Consider the following 15,699-nt stretch of genomic DNA (forward strand, 5'->3'; position numbering starts at 1 on the left):
ATCGGGCCCAACTCATCAAGCGTACTTGGCAACCACCTTCTCGGCCTCGCCGCGCGGGACCTCTTCGTAGTGGTCGAACTGCATCGTGAAGTTCGCGCGCCCTTGGGTGAAGGAACGCAGCTGATTCACGTAGCCGAACATGTTGGCGAGCGGCACCATCGCGTTGATGACGTTCGCGTTGCCGCGCATGTCCTGGCCCTGGATCTGGCCGCGGCGGGAATTCAGGTCGCCGATGACCGAACCGGTATAGTCCTCCGGGGTCACGACCTCGACCTTCATCACCGGCTCGAGCAGGACCGAGCCGCCCTTCTGCAGGGCCTCGCGGAGCGCCGCCCGCGAAGCGATCTCGAAGGCCAGCGCCGAGGAGTCGACCTCGTGGTAGGCGCCGTCGACCAGCTCCACCTTGATGTCGACCACCGGGAAGCCCGCCAGAATACCGGCGGTCAGCACGCTGTTGAGGCCCTTCTCGACGCCCGGGATGTACTCCTTGGGCACCGAGCCGCCGACGATCTTCGACTCGAACGCGTAGCCGGCGCCCGGCTCGTTCGGCTCGACCACGAACTTCACCCGCGCGAACTGACCGGTACCACCGGTCTGCTTCTTGTGGGTGTAGTCGATCTCGGTGCGCTTCGTCAGCTTCTCCCGGTACGCGACCTGCGGCTGGCCGATATTGGCCTCGACCTTGTAGGTGCGCTTCAGGATGTCGACCTTGATGTCGAGGTGAAGCTCGCCCATCCCCTTGAGGATGGTCTGGCCCGATTCCTGGTCGGTGGAGACCCGGAAGGACGGATCCTCGGCGGCGAGCTTCGAGAGCGCGATGCCGAGCTTCTCCTGGTCCGCCTTGGACTTGGGCTCGACGGCGATCTCGATGACCGGCTCCGGGAACTCCATCTTCTCGAGGATCACGGCCTTGGTCGGGTCGCACAGCGTGTCGCCGGTGCGGGTATCCTTGAGACCCGCGAGCGCCACGATGTCACCGGCGAACGCCTCCTTGATGTCCTCGCGGTTGTTCGCGTGCATCAGGAGCATGCGGCCGACCCGCTCCTTCTTGTCGCGGGTCGAGTTGATGACGTTCGCGCCCGAATCGACCTTGCCCGAATACACGCGGCAGAAGGTGATCGTGCCGACGTGGGGATCGTCCATGATCTTGAAGGCGAGCATGGAGAAGGGATCGGAGTCGAGCGGGCGGCGAACCACCTCTTCCTCGGTCTTGTAGTCGATGCCCTTGATCTCGCCGCGGTCGGCAGGAGACGGCAGGTAGTCGACGACGCCGTCGAGCAGGGGCTGCACGCCCTTGTTCTTGAACGCCGAGCCGCACATCACCGGGTGGAAGGCGCGGCGCTGCACCGCCGTCCGCACCAGCTTGCGCATGGTGTCCTCGTCCGGCTCGGTGCCGTCGAGGTAGGCGGCCATGGCGTCGTCGTCCATCTCGACGCAAGCCTCGACCAGCTTGGTGCGGTACTCCGCAGCCTGGTCGGCGAGGTCAGCCGGGATCTCCTCCTCGGAGTAGTTGGCGCCGAGCGCCTCGCCCGACCACACGATCGCCTTCATCTTGATCAGGTCGACGACGCCCTTGAACGAGCTCTCGGCGCCGATCGGCAGCTGCAGGCACACCGGCTTGCCGGCGACGCGGTCGATGATGTCGGCCACGCACTTGAAGAAGTCCGCGCCGATCTTGTCCATCTTGTTGACGAACACGATGCGCGGCACGTCGTACTTGTCGGCCTGGCGCCAAACCGTCTCGGTCTGCGGCTCGACGCCCTGGTTGCCGTCGAGCACGCAGACGGCGCCGTCGAGCACGCGGAGCGAGCGCTCCACCTCGATGGTGAAGTCGACGTGGCCGGGGGTGTCGATGATGTTCAGGCGCTTGTCGCGCCAGAAGCAGGTGGTCGCAGCCGAGGTGATCGTGATGCCACGCTCCTGCTCCTGCTCCATCCAGTCCATGGTGGCGGCGCCCTCATGGACCTCGCCGATCTTGTGGGACTTGCCGGTGTAGTAGAGGATCCGCTCGGTCGTCGTGGTCTTGCCGGCATCGATGTGGGCCATGATGCCGAAGTTGCGGTAGTCCTCGATCGCGTGCGTGCGGGGCATCGGGGGGCTCCTGAAGAAGTGGGCCGCCGCGCTGTAGAAGGCGGCGGCGAAGCGGCTTTTACCAGCGGTAGTGCGAGAACGCGCGGTTGGCCTCGGCCATCCGGTGGGTGTCCTCGCGCTTCTTTACGGCGTTGCCGCGGTTGTTGGCGGCGTCGAGCAGCTCGGCCGACAGGCGCTCGACCATGGTGCGGTCGTTGCGCGAGCGGGCGGCCTGGATCAGCCAGCGGATCGCCAGCGCCTGGCGGCGCTCGGTGCGGACCTCGACCGGGACCTGGTAGGTCGCGCCGCCGACGCGACGGGAACGCACCTCGATCGCCGGGGCGACGTTGTCGAGGGCGGCGCGGAACACCTCGATCGGGTTCGCCTTGGCGCGGGCCTCAATGATGTCGAACGCGCCGTACACGATGGTCTCGGCGACCGACTTCTTGCCCTCGTACATCACCGAGTTCATGAACTTGGTGAGGACGACGTCGCCGTACTTGGCGTCGGGGATGATCTCGCGCTTCTCGGCGCTGTGGCGGCGGGACATCGCTCGCTCCGTCTCTAAGGTCTAAAAATCAACTGTTGTGCCCCAACGCAGGCCGCCTGGAGCCCAACGGGCCGGCGACATCCTTGCGGGACAGGCGATCGTTCGTCTCGGTCGTCGTCTTACTTCGGACGCTTGGCGCCGTACTTCGAGCGACGCTGCTTGCGGTTCTTGACGCCCTGGGTATCGAGCACGCCGCGCAGGATGTGGTAGCGCACGCCCGGAAGATCCTTCACGCGGCCGCCGCGGATCATCACCACGGAGTGCTCCTGGAGGTTGTGACCCTCGCCCGGGATGTAGCCGATGACCTCGAAGCCGTTGGTCAGGCGGACCTTGGCGACCTTACGAAGCGCCGAGTTCGGCTTCTTCGGGGTCGTGGTGTAGACGCGGGTGCAGACGCCACGCTTCTGCGGGCAGGCGTCAAGAGCCGGCACCTTGTTGCGGGCCTTCTGCGCCTTCCGCGGATTGGCGATCAGCTGGTTGATCGTCGGCATGCCATTCCTCTCGCAACGCGTCGCCGTCCTGGCGACCGTCGTTTCTCAAATCTCGTCTGAACGACCGTCGCTCCGGAATGGAGCGCAACGCAAATCGCGCCCCAGGCTGAAACCAGCCTTTGGCGCGCCATGCGAGCAGAGGACCACCGGAGGACGAGCCCCAGCGATCATGCCGGTCTGACACGTGTCAGTCGCTTGAAGTTCGGTCGCGTTTAGGAGACTTGGATCGAGGCACGAGGGGCACGTCGATCAGCTGTCGCCTACGGCCAGCCGTTCAGTAGGAGGGGCTATTACGGGCTCGTCACGCGATCGTCAAGCAGAAACTTTCCCTTAAAGCTTGGCTGCTTACGCGAAAAGGCCGGCGCCCCCGCGAGGGAGCGCCGGCCTTTTTTGTCGTCGGGTCGGCGGGCGCTGGCGCCCGCCGGACTCCCCTGCCCTATTCGGCGGCGGGGAGGTGCTCGGCGACCGCCGCGCCGCTCTCGGCCGACTTCTGGGCCATGATCAGCCCGTCGCGGCGGCGCGCGATCGACTTGATGTCGGAGATCATTGCGCCGGTGCCCGCCGGGATCAGCGAGCCGACGATGACGTTCTCCTTCAGGCCCTCGAGGTTGTCGACCTTGCCGTTGACCGCCGCCTCGGTGAGGACGCGGGTGGTCTCCTGGAACGAGGCCGCCGAGATGAACGAGCGGGTCTGCAGCGAGGCCTTGGTGATGCCGAGCAGGACCGGGACGCCCTGGATCGGCTTTTTGCCCTCGGCGAGCAGCTTCTCGTTGAACTCGGCCAGCTCCATTCGGTCGATCTGGTCGCCGGTCAGGATCTCGGAATCGCCGCCGTCGGTGATCTCCACCTTCTGCAGCATCTGCCGGACGATGACCTCGATGTGCTTGTCGTTGATCGACACGCCCTGGAGCCGGTAGACCTCCTGGATTTCGTTGACGAGGTAGGCTGCAAGCTCCTCCACGCCCTTGATCGCCAGGATGTCGTGCGGCGCCGGGTTGCCGTCGACGATGAAGTCGCCGAGCTCGACCACGTCGCCGTCCTGCAGGTGGATGTGCTTGCCCTTCGGGATCAGGTACTCCACCGGCTCGGAGCCGTCATGCGGGGTCAGGCTCAGGCGGCGCTTGTTCTTGTAGTCGCGCCCGAACGAGATCGTGCCGGACTTCTCGGCGATGATCGCCGCGTCCTTCGGCCGGCGCGCCTCGAACAGCTCCGCCACCCGCGGCAGACCGCCGGTGATGTCGCGGGTCTTGGCGCTGTCGGTCGAGACGCGGGCGAGGATGTCGCCGGCCTTGACCCGGGTGCCCGGATCGACGCCGATGATTGCCTCGACCGGCAGGATCGAGCGGGCATCCGAGCCGCGCGGCAGCTTCTGCACCCGGCCGTTCTGGTCGTGGATCGCGAGCGCCGGACGCAGGTCCGCCGTCCGCGCCGAGCCGCGCCAGTCGATGACGACGCGCTTGGCGATGCCGGTCGATTCGTCGGTCGTCTCGGTGATCGACTGGCCGTCGATCAGGTCCTCGTAGGCCACGATCCCGTCGATCTCGGTCAGGATCGGCCGGGTGTAGGGATCCCACTCGGCGATGCGCTGGCCGCGCTTGATCGCGTCGCCCTCGTCGACACGGACGCGGGCGCCGTATTGCAGACGGTGGACCGCCCGCTCGGTGCCGTCCGGCCCGACGATCACCACCGCCACGTTGCGGCCGATGGCGACGAGGTCGCCGTCCGAGTTGCGGGCGAGGCCGCGGTTGCGGATCCGCACCGTGCCCTCGAAGCTCGACTCGATGAAGGACGAGTCGGCGATCTGGGCCGCGCCGCCGATGTGGAAGGTGCGCATCGTGAGCTGGGTGCCCGGCTCGCCGATCGACTGCGCCGCGATGACGCCGACGGCCTCACCCATGTTGACGGGCGTGCCGCGGGCGAGGTCGCGCCCGTAGCAGGTGGCGCAGACGCCGTTCCGGGTCGCGCAGACCAGGACCGAGCGGATCTTCACCTCCTGGATGCCGGCCTTGGTGATCGGCTCGAGGTGCTTCTCCTCGATCGTCTCACCCTTGGCGACGATGATCGAGCCGTCATTGGCGATCAGGTCCTCGGCCGTGGCGCGGCCGAGGATGCGGGTCGCCAGCGAGGCCACGACCTGGCCGGCATCGATGATCGCGCGCATCCGGATGCCGCTCTCGGTGCCGCAATCCACCTCGCGGATCACCGCGTCCTGGGCCACGTCGACGAGGCGGCGGGTCAGGTAGCCGGAATTCGCGGTCTTGAGCGCGGTGTCCGCGAGGCCCTTGCGGGCGCCGTGCGTCGAGTTGAAGTACTCGAGAACGTCGAGGCCTTCCTTGAAGTTCGAGATGATCGGGGTCTCGATGATCTCGCCCGAGGGCTTGGCCATCAGACCGCGCATCGCCGCGAGTTGCTTCATCTGCGCCGGCGAGCCACGGGCGCCCGAGTGGCTCATCATGTAGATCGAGTTGACCTGCTTGTCGGCGCCGTGCTCGTCCTTCTGCACGGACGAGATGCGGTTCATCATCTCGCCGGCGAGACGGTCGGAGCACTTGGCCCAGGCGTCCACGACCTTGTTGTACTTCTCGCCCTGGGTGATCAGACCGTCCTGGTACTGCTGCTCGTAATCCTTCACGAGCGTGCGGGTCTCGTCGACGATCGACCACTTGTTGTCCGGCACCACCATGTCGTCCTTGCCGAACGAGATGCCGGCGCGGAAAGCGTGGATGAAGCCGAGACCCATGATGCGGTCGCAGAAGATCACCGACTCCTTCTGACCGCAATGGCGGTAGACGGTGTCGATCATCGCCGAGATCTCCTTCTTCGTCATCAGCTTGTTGACGACGTCGAAGGGGACGCGCTTGTGGCGCGGCAGCACGCTGGACAGGATCACGCGGCCCGGCGTGGTGTCGTAGATGCGGCTGACCTCGTTGCCCTCGGAATCGAGGCCGCGCCAGCGCCACTTGATCTTGGTGTGCAGCGTCACCGTGCGGGCCGCGAGCGCGTGCTCGAGCTCGCCGAAATCGCCGAAGACGCCCTTCATCGGGTTCTTCGGATCGTTCGGCTTGTGCTCACCCGGCGAGCCGTCGGCGACGATCGACAGGTAGTAGAGGCCGAGCACGATGTCCTGCGACGGCACGATGATCGGCGCGCCGTTGGCCGGATGCAGGATGTTGTTCGTCGACATCATCAGGACGCGCGCTTCCAGCTGCGCCTCCAGCGACAGCGGGACGTGCACGGCCATCTGGTCGCCGTCGAAGTCGGCGTTGAACGCGGCGCAGACCAGCGGATGCAGCTGGATCGCCTTGCCCTCGATCAGCTTCGGCTCGAACGCCTGGATACCGAGGCGGTGCAAGGTCGGCGCCCGGTTCAGCATCACGGGATGCTCGCGGATCACCTCGTCCAGGATGTCCCAGACCTCCGGCTTCTCCTTCTCGACGAGCTTCTTGGCCTGCTTCACCGTGGCCGAGAAGCCCTTGGCGTCGAGGCGCGCGTAGATGAAGGGCTTGAACAGCTCGAGCGCCATCTTCTTGGGCAGCCCGCACTGGTGCAGCTTCAGCTCCGGGCCGACCACGATGACCGAGCGGCCGGAATAATCGACGCGCTTGCCGAGCAGGTTCTGGCGGAACCGGCCCTGCTTGCCCTTCAGCATATCGGCGAGCGACTTCAGCGGGCGCTTGTTGGCGCCCGTGATGACGCGGCCGCGACGGCCGTTGTCGAACAGCGCGTCGACCGCCTCCTGCAGCATCCGCTTCTCGTTGCGGATGATGATGTCGGGCGCGCGCAGCTCGATCAGCCGCTTGAGGCGGTTGTTGCGGTTGATGACGCGGCGGTAGAGGTCGTTGAGGTCCGAGGTCGCGAAGCGGCCGCCGTCGAGCGGGACGAGCGGGCGCAGGTCCGGCGGGATCACCGGCACGACGGTCAGGATCATCCACTCGGGCCGGTTGCCCGACATCTGGAACGCCTCGATGATCTTGAGGCGCTTCAAGAGCTTCTTGGGCTTCAGCTCGGAGGTGGTGGTGGCGATCTCCTCGCGCAGGTCGGCCGCGATCTTGTCGAGGTCGAGCTCCTGGAGGATGCGCCGGATCGCCTCCGCGCCGATCATGGCGGTGAAGCTATCCTCGCCGTACTCCTCCTGCGCGCGCAGGTACTCCTCCTCCGAGAGGAGCTGACGCTCCTTCAGCGGGGTGAGGCCCGGCTCGATGGTGACGTAGGACTCGAAGTACAGGATGCGCTCGAGGTCCTTGAGCGCCATGTCGAGCAGCAGGCCGATGCGGCTCGGCAGCGACTTCAGGAACCAGATATGGGCGACGGGCGCGGCGAGCTCGATATGGCCCATGCGGTCGCGACGGACCCGCGCGAGGGTGACCTCGACGCCGCACTTCTCGCAGATCACGCCCTTGTACTTCATGCGCTTGTACTTGCCGCACAAGCACTCGTAATCCTTGATCGGCCCGAAGATTCGGGCACAGAACAAGCCGTCACGCTCGGGCTTGAACGTGCGATAGTTGATGGTCTCGGGCTTCTTGATCTCGCCGTAGGACCAGGACAGGATCTTCTCAGGCGACGAGATCGAGATCTTGATCTGGTCGAAGCTCTGAGGCTGAGCCTGCTGGTTGAAAAGATTCATGACCTCTTGGTTCATGATCTGCTCCTTGGCTGACGGGGCGCCGCGAAGGGCCGGGCGAAGGGCCTGGGAATTCGGGCCGCCGTCGGATGAAACGGGTTTCGGCGGCCGGGGCCCTCGCTCTGAGGGCCCCGCCGCCGTCGTCAGGTTGGGATCGGGTCGCGCTTACTCGGCCGCCTCGGGAGGCGCCTCGAGCTGGTCGTTGGCCGCGCGCTTGGAGGACAGGAGCTCGACGTTGAGGCCGAGCGACCGCATCTCCTTCACCAGCACGTTGAAGCTCTCCGGAATGCCCGCCTCGAAGGTGTCGTCGCCGCGCACGATGGCCTCGTAGACCTTGGTGCGGCCGGCGACGTCGTCGGACTTCACCGTCAGCATCTCCTGCAGCGTGTAGGCGGCGCCGTAGGCCTCGAGCGCCCACACCTCCATCTCGCCGAAGCGCTGGCCGCCGAACTGCGCCTTGCCGCCCAGGGGCTGCTGGGTGACGAGCGAGTACGGACCGATCGAGCGCGCGTGGATCTTGTCGTCCACCAGGTGGTGCAGCTTCAGCATGTAGATGTAGCCGACCGTGACCTTGCGGTCGAAGGGTTCGCCGGTGCGCCCGTCATAGAGCGTCGACTGGCCCGACCGGTCGAGACCGGCCATCTCCAGCATGGTCTCGATGTCGGCTTCCTTGGCGCCGTTGAACACCGGGGTGGCCATCGGGACGCCGCGGCGCAGGTTGTTCCCGACCTCGGCGAGATCCTGGTCGGTCAGGCCGGCCAGCTCGGACTCGCTGTAGATCGCCTTCATCCGCTCGCGCAGGGGCTCGATGTCGTGGGTGCGCAGGTACGCATCCACGGCCTGCGAGACCTGACGGCCGAGGCCCGCGGCGGCCCAGCCCAGATGGGTTTCGAGGATCTGCCCGACATTCATCCGGCTCGGCACGCCGAGCGGGTTGAGCACGATGTCGGCGTGGGTGCCGTCCTCCAGGAACGGCATGTCCTCGATCGGGACGATGCGCGACACGACGCCCTTGTTGCCGTGCCGGCCCGCCATCTTGTCGCCGGGCTGGATCTTGCGCTTCACCGCCACGAAGACCTTGACCATCTTCATGACGCCGGGGGGCAGCTCGTCGCCGCGCTGCAGCTTCTCGACCTTGTCGAGGAAGCGCTGCTCGAGGCGCTTCTTCGACTCGTCGTACTGCTTCTGCATCGCCTCCATCTCGGTCATGAGACGGTCTTCGACGACGGCGAACTGCCACCATTGCGAGCGGGGATAATCCGCCAGCAGCTCGCGGGTCAGCAGGGTCTCCTTCTTGAAGCCCTTCGGGCCTGCGACCGGCGACTGGCCGACCAGGAGATCGCCGAGACGCGCATAGGTGTTGCGGTCGAGGATCGCCTGCTCGTCGTCGCGGTCCTTGGCGAGGCGCTCGATCTCCTCGCGCTCGATGGCCTGGGCGCGCTCGTCCTTGTCGACGCCGTGGCGGTTGAACACCCGGACCTCGACGATCGTGCCGGTGACGCCCGGCGGCACCCGCAAGCTGGTGTCGCGCACGTCCGAGGCCTTCTCGCCGAAGATGGCGCGGAGGAGCTTCTCCTCCGGCGTCATCGGGCTCTCGCCCTTCGGGGTGATCTTGCCGACCAGGATGTCGCCCGCGTGGACCTCGGCGCCGATATAGACGATGCCGGCCTCGTCGAGGTTCTTGAGCGCCTCTTCCGAGACGTTCGGGATGTCGCGGGTGATCTCTTCCGGACCCAGCTTGGTGTCGCGGGCCATCACCTCGAATTCCTCGATGTGGATCGAGGTGAACACGTCATCCTTCACGATCCGCTCGGAGAGCAGGATCGAGTCCTCGAAGTTGTAGCCGTTCCACGGCATGAACGCGACGAGCACGTTGCGGCCGAGCGCCAGCTCGCCGAACTCGGTCGAGGGACCGTCGGCGATGATGTCGCCCTTCTTCACCACGTCGCCGACGCGCACGAGCGGCTTCTGGGTGATGCAGGTCGACTGGTTCGAGCGCTGGAACTTCTGCAGCCGGTAGATGTCGACGCCGGGCTTCGAGGCGTCGGCCTCGTCGGTGGCGCGGATGACGATACGGGTCGCGTCGACCTGATCGATGACGCCGGCGCGCCGGGCGCCGATGGCGGCCCCCGAATCGCGCGCGACCACCGCCTCCATGCCGGTGCCGACGAAGGGCGCGTCGGCGCGGACCAGCGGCACCGCCTGGCGCTGCATGTTCGATCCCATCAGCGCGCGGTTGGCGTCGTCGTTCTCGAGGAACGGGATCAGCGCCGCGGCGACCGACACGAGCTGCTTGGGGCTCACGTCCATCAGGTCGACCCGCTCGGGGCCGACGACGATCACCTCGCCCGCCCGCCGGCAGACCACCAAGTCTTCCGTGAGCTTGCGGTTCTCGTCCATCTGCGCGTTGGCCTGGGCGACGTGGTACTTCGCCTCCTCCATGGCGGAGAGGTAGGCGACCTCGTCGGTGACCACGCCGTCGCGCACGCGGCGGAACGGGGTCTCGATGAAGCCGTACTTGTTGACGCGCGCGAAGGTGGCGAGCGAATTGATCAGGCCGATGTTGGGGCCTTCCGGCGTCTCGATCGGGCAGATCCGGCCATAGTGGGTCGGGTGCACGTCGCGCACCTCGAAGCCGGCGCGCTCGCGGGTCAGACCGCCCGGGCCGAGCGCCGAGAGACGGCGCTTGTGCGTCACCTCGGAGAGCGGATTGGTCTGATCCATGAACTGCGACAGCTGCGACGAGCCGAAGAACTCGCGCACCGCGGCCGCCGCCGGCTTCGCGTTGATCAGGTCCTGCGGCATCACGGTGTCGATGTCGACCGACGACATCCGCTCCTTGATGGCGCGCTCCATGCGCAGGAGACCCAGACGGTACTGGTTCTCCATCAGCTCGCCGACCGAACGCACCCGGCGGTTGCCGAGATGGTCGATGTCGTCGATCTCGCCCTTGCCGTCGCGGAGATCCACCAGCGCCTTGACGACCGCCAGCATGTCCTCGCGCCGCAGCGTCCGCACGGTGTCGGCCGCGTCGAGGTCGAGGCGCATGTTCATCTTCACCCGGCCGACGGCCGAGAGGTCGTAGCGCTCCGCGTCGAAGAACAGCGAATGGAACATCGCCTCGGCGGTCTCGAGCGTCGGCGGCTCGCCCGGGCGCATCACCCGGTAGATGTCGAACAGCGCACCCTCGCGGGCCGAGTTCTTGTCGACGGCGAGCGTGTTGCGGATGTAGGGGCCGATATTGACGTGGTCGATGTCGAGGACCGGGATCTCCTCGATGCCGACGTCGGTCAGGCCCTTGAGGACCTTCTCGCTGATCTCGTCGCCGGCCTCGGCGTAGATCTCGCCGGTCTTGTAGTTGACCATGTCCTCGGCGATGTACTGGCCGATCAGGTCCTCGTCGGTGGCGCGCAGCGCCTTCACGCCCTTCTCGGCGATCTGGCGGGCGTTGCGGGCGGTCAGCTTCTTGCCGGCCTCCAGCACCACCTCGCCCGAATCGGCGTCGATCAGGTCGGCCGAGGCCTTGAAGCCCTTCAGCCGCTCGGCATCGTAGGGCACGCGCCAGTCGTGCCCGTCACGCACGTAGGTGACGCGGTTGTAGAAGGTCGACAGGATCTCCTCGCCGTCGAGGCCGAGCGCGAAGAGCAGCGAGGTGACGGGGATCTTGCGCTTGCGGTCGATGCGCGCGTGCACGATGTCCTTGGCGTCGAACTCGACGTCGAGCCAGGAGCCGCGATACGGGATGATGCGCGCCGCGAACAGGAGCTTGCCCGAGGAGTGGGTCTTGCCCTTGTCGTGGTCGAAGAACACGCCCGGCGAGCGGTGCATCTGCGAGACGATGACGCGCTCGGTGCCGTTGACGATGAAGGTGCCGTTCTCCGTCATCAGGGGCATGTCGCCCATGTAGACGTCCTGCTCCTTGATGTCCTTGACCGACTTGGCGCCGGTATCGGGATCGACATCGAACACGATCAGCCGCAGGGTCACCTTCAGCGGGGCGGCGAAGGTGATGCCGCGCTGGCGGCACTCGTCGACGTCGTATTTCGGCTGCTCGAACGTGTACTTGACGAACTCGAGGAGCGCGGTCGAGGAGAAGTCGGAGATCGGGAAGACGGACTTGAAGACCGATTGCAGGCCCTCGTCGGCGCGCCCGCCTTCGGGCTCGTCCACCATCAGGAACTGGTCGTATGACGCCTTCTGGACCTCGATGAGGTTCGGCATCTCGGCGACTTCCCGAATCTTGCCGAAGAACTTGCGAATGCGCTTGCGACCGACCAGCGTGTTGGCCATGGGTTGACCTCGCTCCTCATCCACCGCTTATACGGCCCCGGTGGGACGCTGGCCGAATCGAGCCCGCATCAACCTGCCGTCACCGCGCGGACCGCCCGTGCACCGGCCGCCCGCATCCCTTGAAAACCTATATGGTGATCCGTACCCCGGATCCCGAGGGGGTGCGCCAAGTGTCTCTCATGAAACTCCCGATCACCGTCGTCGCTCGCTTGTGGCCACGTCGGCGCAGCGGGAGTTTCATGAGAAGCACTTGAAGCGACCATAGCCCGCGAGCGCGAGGCCCGCGGGCTGGTGGCCCCGGACCAGCCTGAGACTGGTCCGGAGCGCGCGGCGGGCCGGGTGGCCCGCCACCGTCTTACTTGAGCTCGACCTTGGCGCCGGCCTTCTCGAGCTGGGCCTTGAGCTTGGCGGCGTCGTCCTTGGACACGCCCTCCTTGATCGGCTTCGGAGCGCCCTCGACCAGGTCCTTGGCCTCCTTGAGGCCGAGGCCGGTGATCGCGCGGACCTCCTTGATGACCTCGATCTTCTTGTCGCCGGCGGCGGCGAGCACGACCGTGAACTCGGTCTGCTCCTCGACGGGGGCGGCAGCGGCGCCACCGGCCGGGCCGGCAGCGACGGCGACGGCGGCAGCGGCCGAGACGCCCCACTTCTCCTCGAGCATCTTCGCGAGCTCGGCGGCCTCGAGAACGGTCAGCGAGGACAGGTCGTCGACGAGCTTGGCAAGATCAGCCATTTTTCACTTCCTGATGTTGTCGGTTTGAACGGTTTGGTCTCGAACAGCCCGTTAGGCCGCTTCGTCGGTCTGGGCGTCGCCGGTCTTGGCATAGGCCCCGAACACGCGCGCGAGCTTGGCGGCCGGCGCGTTGACGACCTGGGCGATCTTGGTCGCGGGAGCCTGGACCAGGCCCACGATCTTGGCGCGCAGTTCGTCGAGGGACGGCAGCGAGGCCAGGGCCTTCACGCCGTCCGGGTTCAGGGCGGTCGTCCCCATGGCTCCGCCGAGGATGACCAGCTTCTCGTTGGCCTTGGCGAAGTCCACCGCCACCTTGGCGGCCGCGACCGGATCGCTCGAATAAGCGAGCAGGGTCGGGCCCTTCAGGAGGGGCTGAATGGAGGCGACGTCCGTGCCTTCGAGAGCGATGTTGGCGAGGCGGTTCTTCGCGACCTTCACGGTGGCGCCGGCCTGCTTCATCTGCGAGCGCAGCTTCTGCATGTCGGCGACCGTGAGGCCCTTGTAGTGGGCCACGACGACGACGGAGGTGCTGGTGAACACCCCGTTGAGCGTCGAGACGAGATCAGCTTTTGCTGCTCTGTCCACCTTGGCTCTCTCCGGTTGGCGGAACCCGGATGGGCCCCGCCGGTTGCAGTTGCCGCCCAGGATGAGCCGGGGCCTTCACAGGAAGACCGCGGCGTCCCGAACGACGCTTTCACGGCCCTGCCCCCGATGCCAAGGACCGTGCGGTCCCTCGCCTCGGGCGAGATGGTTCAAACCGACGCCCCGCTTGACCCGGGTAAGGCCAGGGGGCGGTGAAACTCGGTCTTCCCCGTCTGTGCAGGCTTTGCGGATTAAGCCGGCGGATGCCGGCGCCTGCAGTCTCGGACAGGACATGGCCGGACGGGGCGCGAGGGGTTTCCCCCTGAGCCCTTCCGGCCACTCTGGTCACCCGGTCGCCCGGGGACCTCTCTCCAGGACCGGCCTGTCGGCCGAATCCTTTCGATCTCGGAAACGTGGAGCCGGGTCTATAGCGGCGTGCAAACGCCCTGCCAAGTGCCCCGGCAGGGGAAATTTCGCCCGGCACGAGGAAATTCGGTCGCAGGGGCGGATTTCCCGTCAGACCCTCCAGGTCATGCCGTTGGATTCCCGACCTTCGCGGCTCACGCCAGACTCGTGGTCGTCGCGGCTCACGCCGCCTGCCGGGCCCCTCCCCTCGCGGCGGCCTCCGCCTTGGCCTTGTCCTGTGCCGCGTAGAACGAGGCGTTGTGCTCGCCGCGCAGCGCCTCGCGGGTGAAGCGGATCAGGTGGTGGGCGACGAAGCCCATGTTGAACACCGCCTCGATCTGCCCGCGCTTGAGGGCGTATCCCGCCGCGCGCCAGAACGGCTTGCGGTAATCCGAGAACAGGCCGACCCGGGTGACGATGTTGAAGCCGAGGATCAGGCCGCGGCGCAGGTTGGTCAGCGTCAGCTTGCCGGCCGTCGGCGTGGTGATCCGGTTCGGGTAGGTGACGTCGCATTGGCGCTTGAAGCGCTCGAACAGCTGCTCGGGCGAGTAGGCATGGGCGATGGCCCGGCGCCAGGATCGCACCACGTCGTCGTGCGGTCGCTTGAACAGCACGTTCGATTCGAGGCTGGCATCGTGGACGAGCCGGCCCTCGCGCTCCAGGCGGTCCCAGAGCGGGGTCTTGGGCAGGGCCTGGAGCAGGTTGATGGTGAGGACCGGAATCGCCGAGCGGTCGATGAAGTCGATCAGGTTCTGCTCGGACTTGTCGGTGTCGGTGTCGAGGCCGAGGATGATGCCCGAGGTCACCTCCAGCCCGTAGGAGTTCAGGGTCTCGATCGCCTCGTACATCGGCACGGCGGCGTTGTGGGTCTTGTCGATGCCCTTGAGCGCGTCGGCCTCCGGGGTCTCGATGCCGACGAACACCGTCATGAAGTTGGCCTGGCGCATCAGCTCGAGGATCTCGGGCTGCTTGGCCATGTTCAGCGTCGCCTCGCAGGCGAACTGCAGGGGATAGTTGTTCCGCTTCTGCCACTCCACGAGGTGGGGCAGCATCTCTCGGGTCGCCTTGCGGTTGCCGATGAAGTTGTCGTCGACGAAGTAGACCACCGCCGGGTGAGCGGGCTGCGCCACGATCGCGTCGAGTTCGGCGCAGAGCTGCTCGGGCGTCTTCAACCGCGGCTGGCGGCCGTAGAGCTGCGGGATGTCGCAGAACTCGCAGCGATAGGGGCAGCCCGACGAGAATTGCAGCGAGCCGATCAGGTAGCGCTTGAGCGGCACCCGCTCGTAGGCCGGGGCCGGGAAGTCGGAGAGCGCGAGCCGGTCGGCGGTCTCGAAGCGCTCGGGCTCTGCCGGCACCGCCACGGTCTCGTCGAGGCGCCGGATCAGCCGGTCGGTGGCGTCGCCGATCTCGCCGAGATGGAGGTAGTCGAAATCCGGGTACTTCTCCGGCGCGCCGGAGACGGACGGGCCGCCGAGGACCGCGACCTTGCCGGCGGCATGGGCCCGGCGGCCGATCTCGTGGATCTGGCCCTCCTGGATATGCATGCCCGAGACGAAGACCGCGTCGGCCCAGGCGAAATCCTCGGGACTGGCCCGAGCGATGTTCTCGTCGATGAACCGCACCTCCCATGCCTCCGGCATGTAGGCGGCGATCACCAGGAGCCCCTGCGGCGGCATGAAGGCCTTGACGCCGCCCATCAGCGGATAGGCGTGCGAGAAGGTGCCGAACGAGGGCGTGTAGGCGGGGAAGACGCAGAGGATGCGTCGCGAGGAGGAGACCGGGACGGTGCTGCGCATGGGGCCTTATCTAGCACAGCGTCGCCGGAAGGCTGCCCCGGCGCGTCAGCTTTTCGCGCAATGCGGCCGCCGGCCGGGCCCCCTGATGCCGCAGGGTCAGACGACCGGGCCGGCCCCAACGCGAAACGCCCGGTCCGTTGCCGGACCGGGCGCCTCAG

The 15,699-nt window shown here is 66.8% G+C and carries 8 protein-coding genes; all 8 read right to left on the bottom strand.

Annotated features, from left to right (window positions below; all coding sequences use genetic code 11):
• Positions 1–15: 15 nt before the first annotated feature.
• The 8 genes from fusA to HBB12_RS11210 all read right to left on the bottom strand — a co-directional run bounded on the left by fusA (position 16) and on the right by HBB12_RS11210 (position 15,541).
• Positions 16–2,091 carry an elongation factor G gene (fusA, locus tag HBB12_RS11175; RefSeq protein WP_236989404.1) on the bottom strand — a complete coding sequence of 692 codons (2,076 nt, stop codon included), beginning with the start codon at positions 2,089–2,091 and terminating at the stop codon, positions 16–18.
• Positions 2,092–2,149: 58 nt separating this feature from the next.
• Positions 2,150–2,620, bottom strand: a complete 471-nt coding sequence (rpsG, locus tag HBB12_RS11180) for a 30S ribosomal protein S7 (RefSeq protein ID WP_048429407.1) — start codon at positions 2,618–2,620, stop codon at positions 2,150–2,152.
• A gap of 119 nt (positions 2,621–2,739) precedes the next feature.
• The gene (rpsL, locus tag HBB12_RS11185; RefSeq protein WP_048429408.1) at positions 2,740–3,111 is read right to left on the bottom strand and encodes a 30S ribosomal protein S12; all 372 of its coding nucleotides are present in this window, start codon (positions 3,109–3,111) and stop codon (positions 2,740–2,742) included.
• Positions 3,112–3,547: 436 nt separating this feature from the next.
• Positions 3,548–7,753, bottom strand: a complete 4,206-nt coding sequence (gene rpoC / locus HBB12_RS11190; RefSeq protein ID WP_236989405.1) for a DNA-directed RNA polymerase subunit beta' — start codon at positions 7,751–7,753, stop codon at positions 3,548–3,550.
• Between the two features lie 147 nt (positions 7,754–7,900).
• Positions 7,901–12,025 carry a DNA-directed RNA polymerase subunit beta gene (rpoB, locus tag HBB12_RS11195; RefSeq protein ID WP_236989406.1) on the bottom strand — a complete coding sequence of 1,375 codons (4,125 nt, stop codon included), beginning with the start codon at positions 12,023–12,025 and terminating at the stop codon, positions 7,901–7,903.
• 355 nt (positions 12,026–12,380) lie between these two features.
• Positions 12,381–12,758, bottom strand: coding sequence for a 50S ribosomal protein L7/L12 (gene rplL / locus HBB12_RS11200; RefSeq protein ID WP_236989407.1), 378 nt, complete (start codon positions 12,756–12,758; stop codon positions 12,381–12,383).
• Positions 12,759–12,809: 51 nt separating this feature from the next.
• Positions 12,810–13,343, bottom strand: coding sequence for a 50S ribosomal protein L10 (rplJ, locus tag HBB12_RS11205; RefSeq protein ID WP_203157569.1), 534 nt, complete (start codon positions 13,341–13,343; stop codon positions 12,810–12,812).
• Between the two features lie 584 nt (positions 13,344–13,927).
• Positions 13,928–15,541, bottom strand: a complete 1,614-nt coding sequence (locus HBB12_RS11210; protein WP_236989408.1) for a B12-binding domain-containing radical SAM protein — start codon at positions 15,539–15,541, stop codon at positions 13,928–13,930.
• Between the last annotated feature and the right edge of the window lie 158 nt (positions 15,542–15,699).

It is taken from the genome of Methylobacterium sp. SyP6R (assembly GCF_019216885.1).
In the GTDB taxonomy this organism is placed as follows: Bacteria; Pseudomonadota; Alphaproteobacteria; order Rhizobiales; family Beijerinckiaceae; genus Methylobacterium.

Coding starts and splice junctions, on each gene's coding strand:
- rpsL (WP_048429408.1), bottom strand. CDS start 3,111: ATGCCGACGATCAACCAGCTGATCGCCAATCCGCGGAAGGCGCAGAAG.
- fusA (WP_236989404.1), bottom strand. CDS start 2,091: ATGCCCCGCACGCACGCGATCGAGGACTACCGCAACTTCGGCATCATG.
- rpoC (WP_236989405.1), bottom strand. CDS start 7,753: ATGAACCAAGAGGTCATGAATCTTTTCAACCAGCAGGCTCAGCCTCAG.
- rpsG (WP_048429407.1), bottom strand. CDS start 2,620: ATGTCCCGCCGCCACAGCGCCGAGAAGCGCGAGATCATCCCCGACGCC.
- rplL (WP_236989407.1), bottom strand. CDS start 12,758: ATGGCTGATCTTGCCAAGCTCGTCGACGACCTGTCCTCGCTGACCGTT.
- HBB12_RS11210 (WP_236989408.1), bottom strand. CDS start 15,541: ATGCGCAGCACCGTCCCGGTCTCCTCCTCGCGACGCATCCTCTGCGTC.
- rpoB (WP_236989406.1), bottom strand. CDS start 12,025: ATGGCCAACACGCTGGTCGGTCGCAAGCGCATTCGCAAGTTCTTCGGC.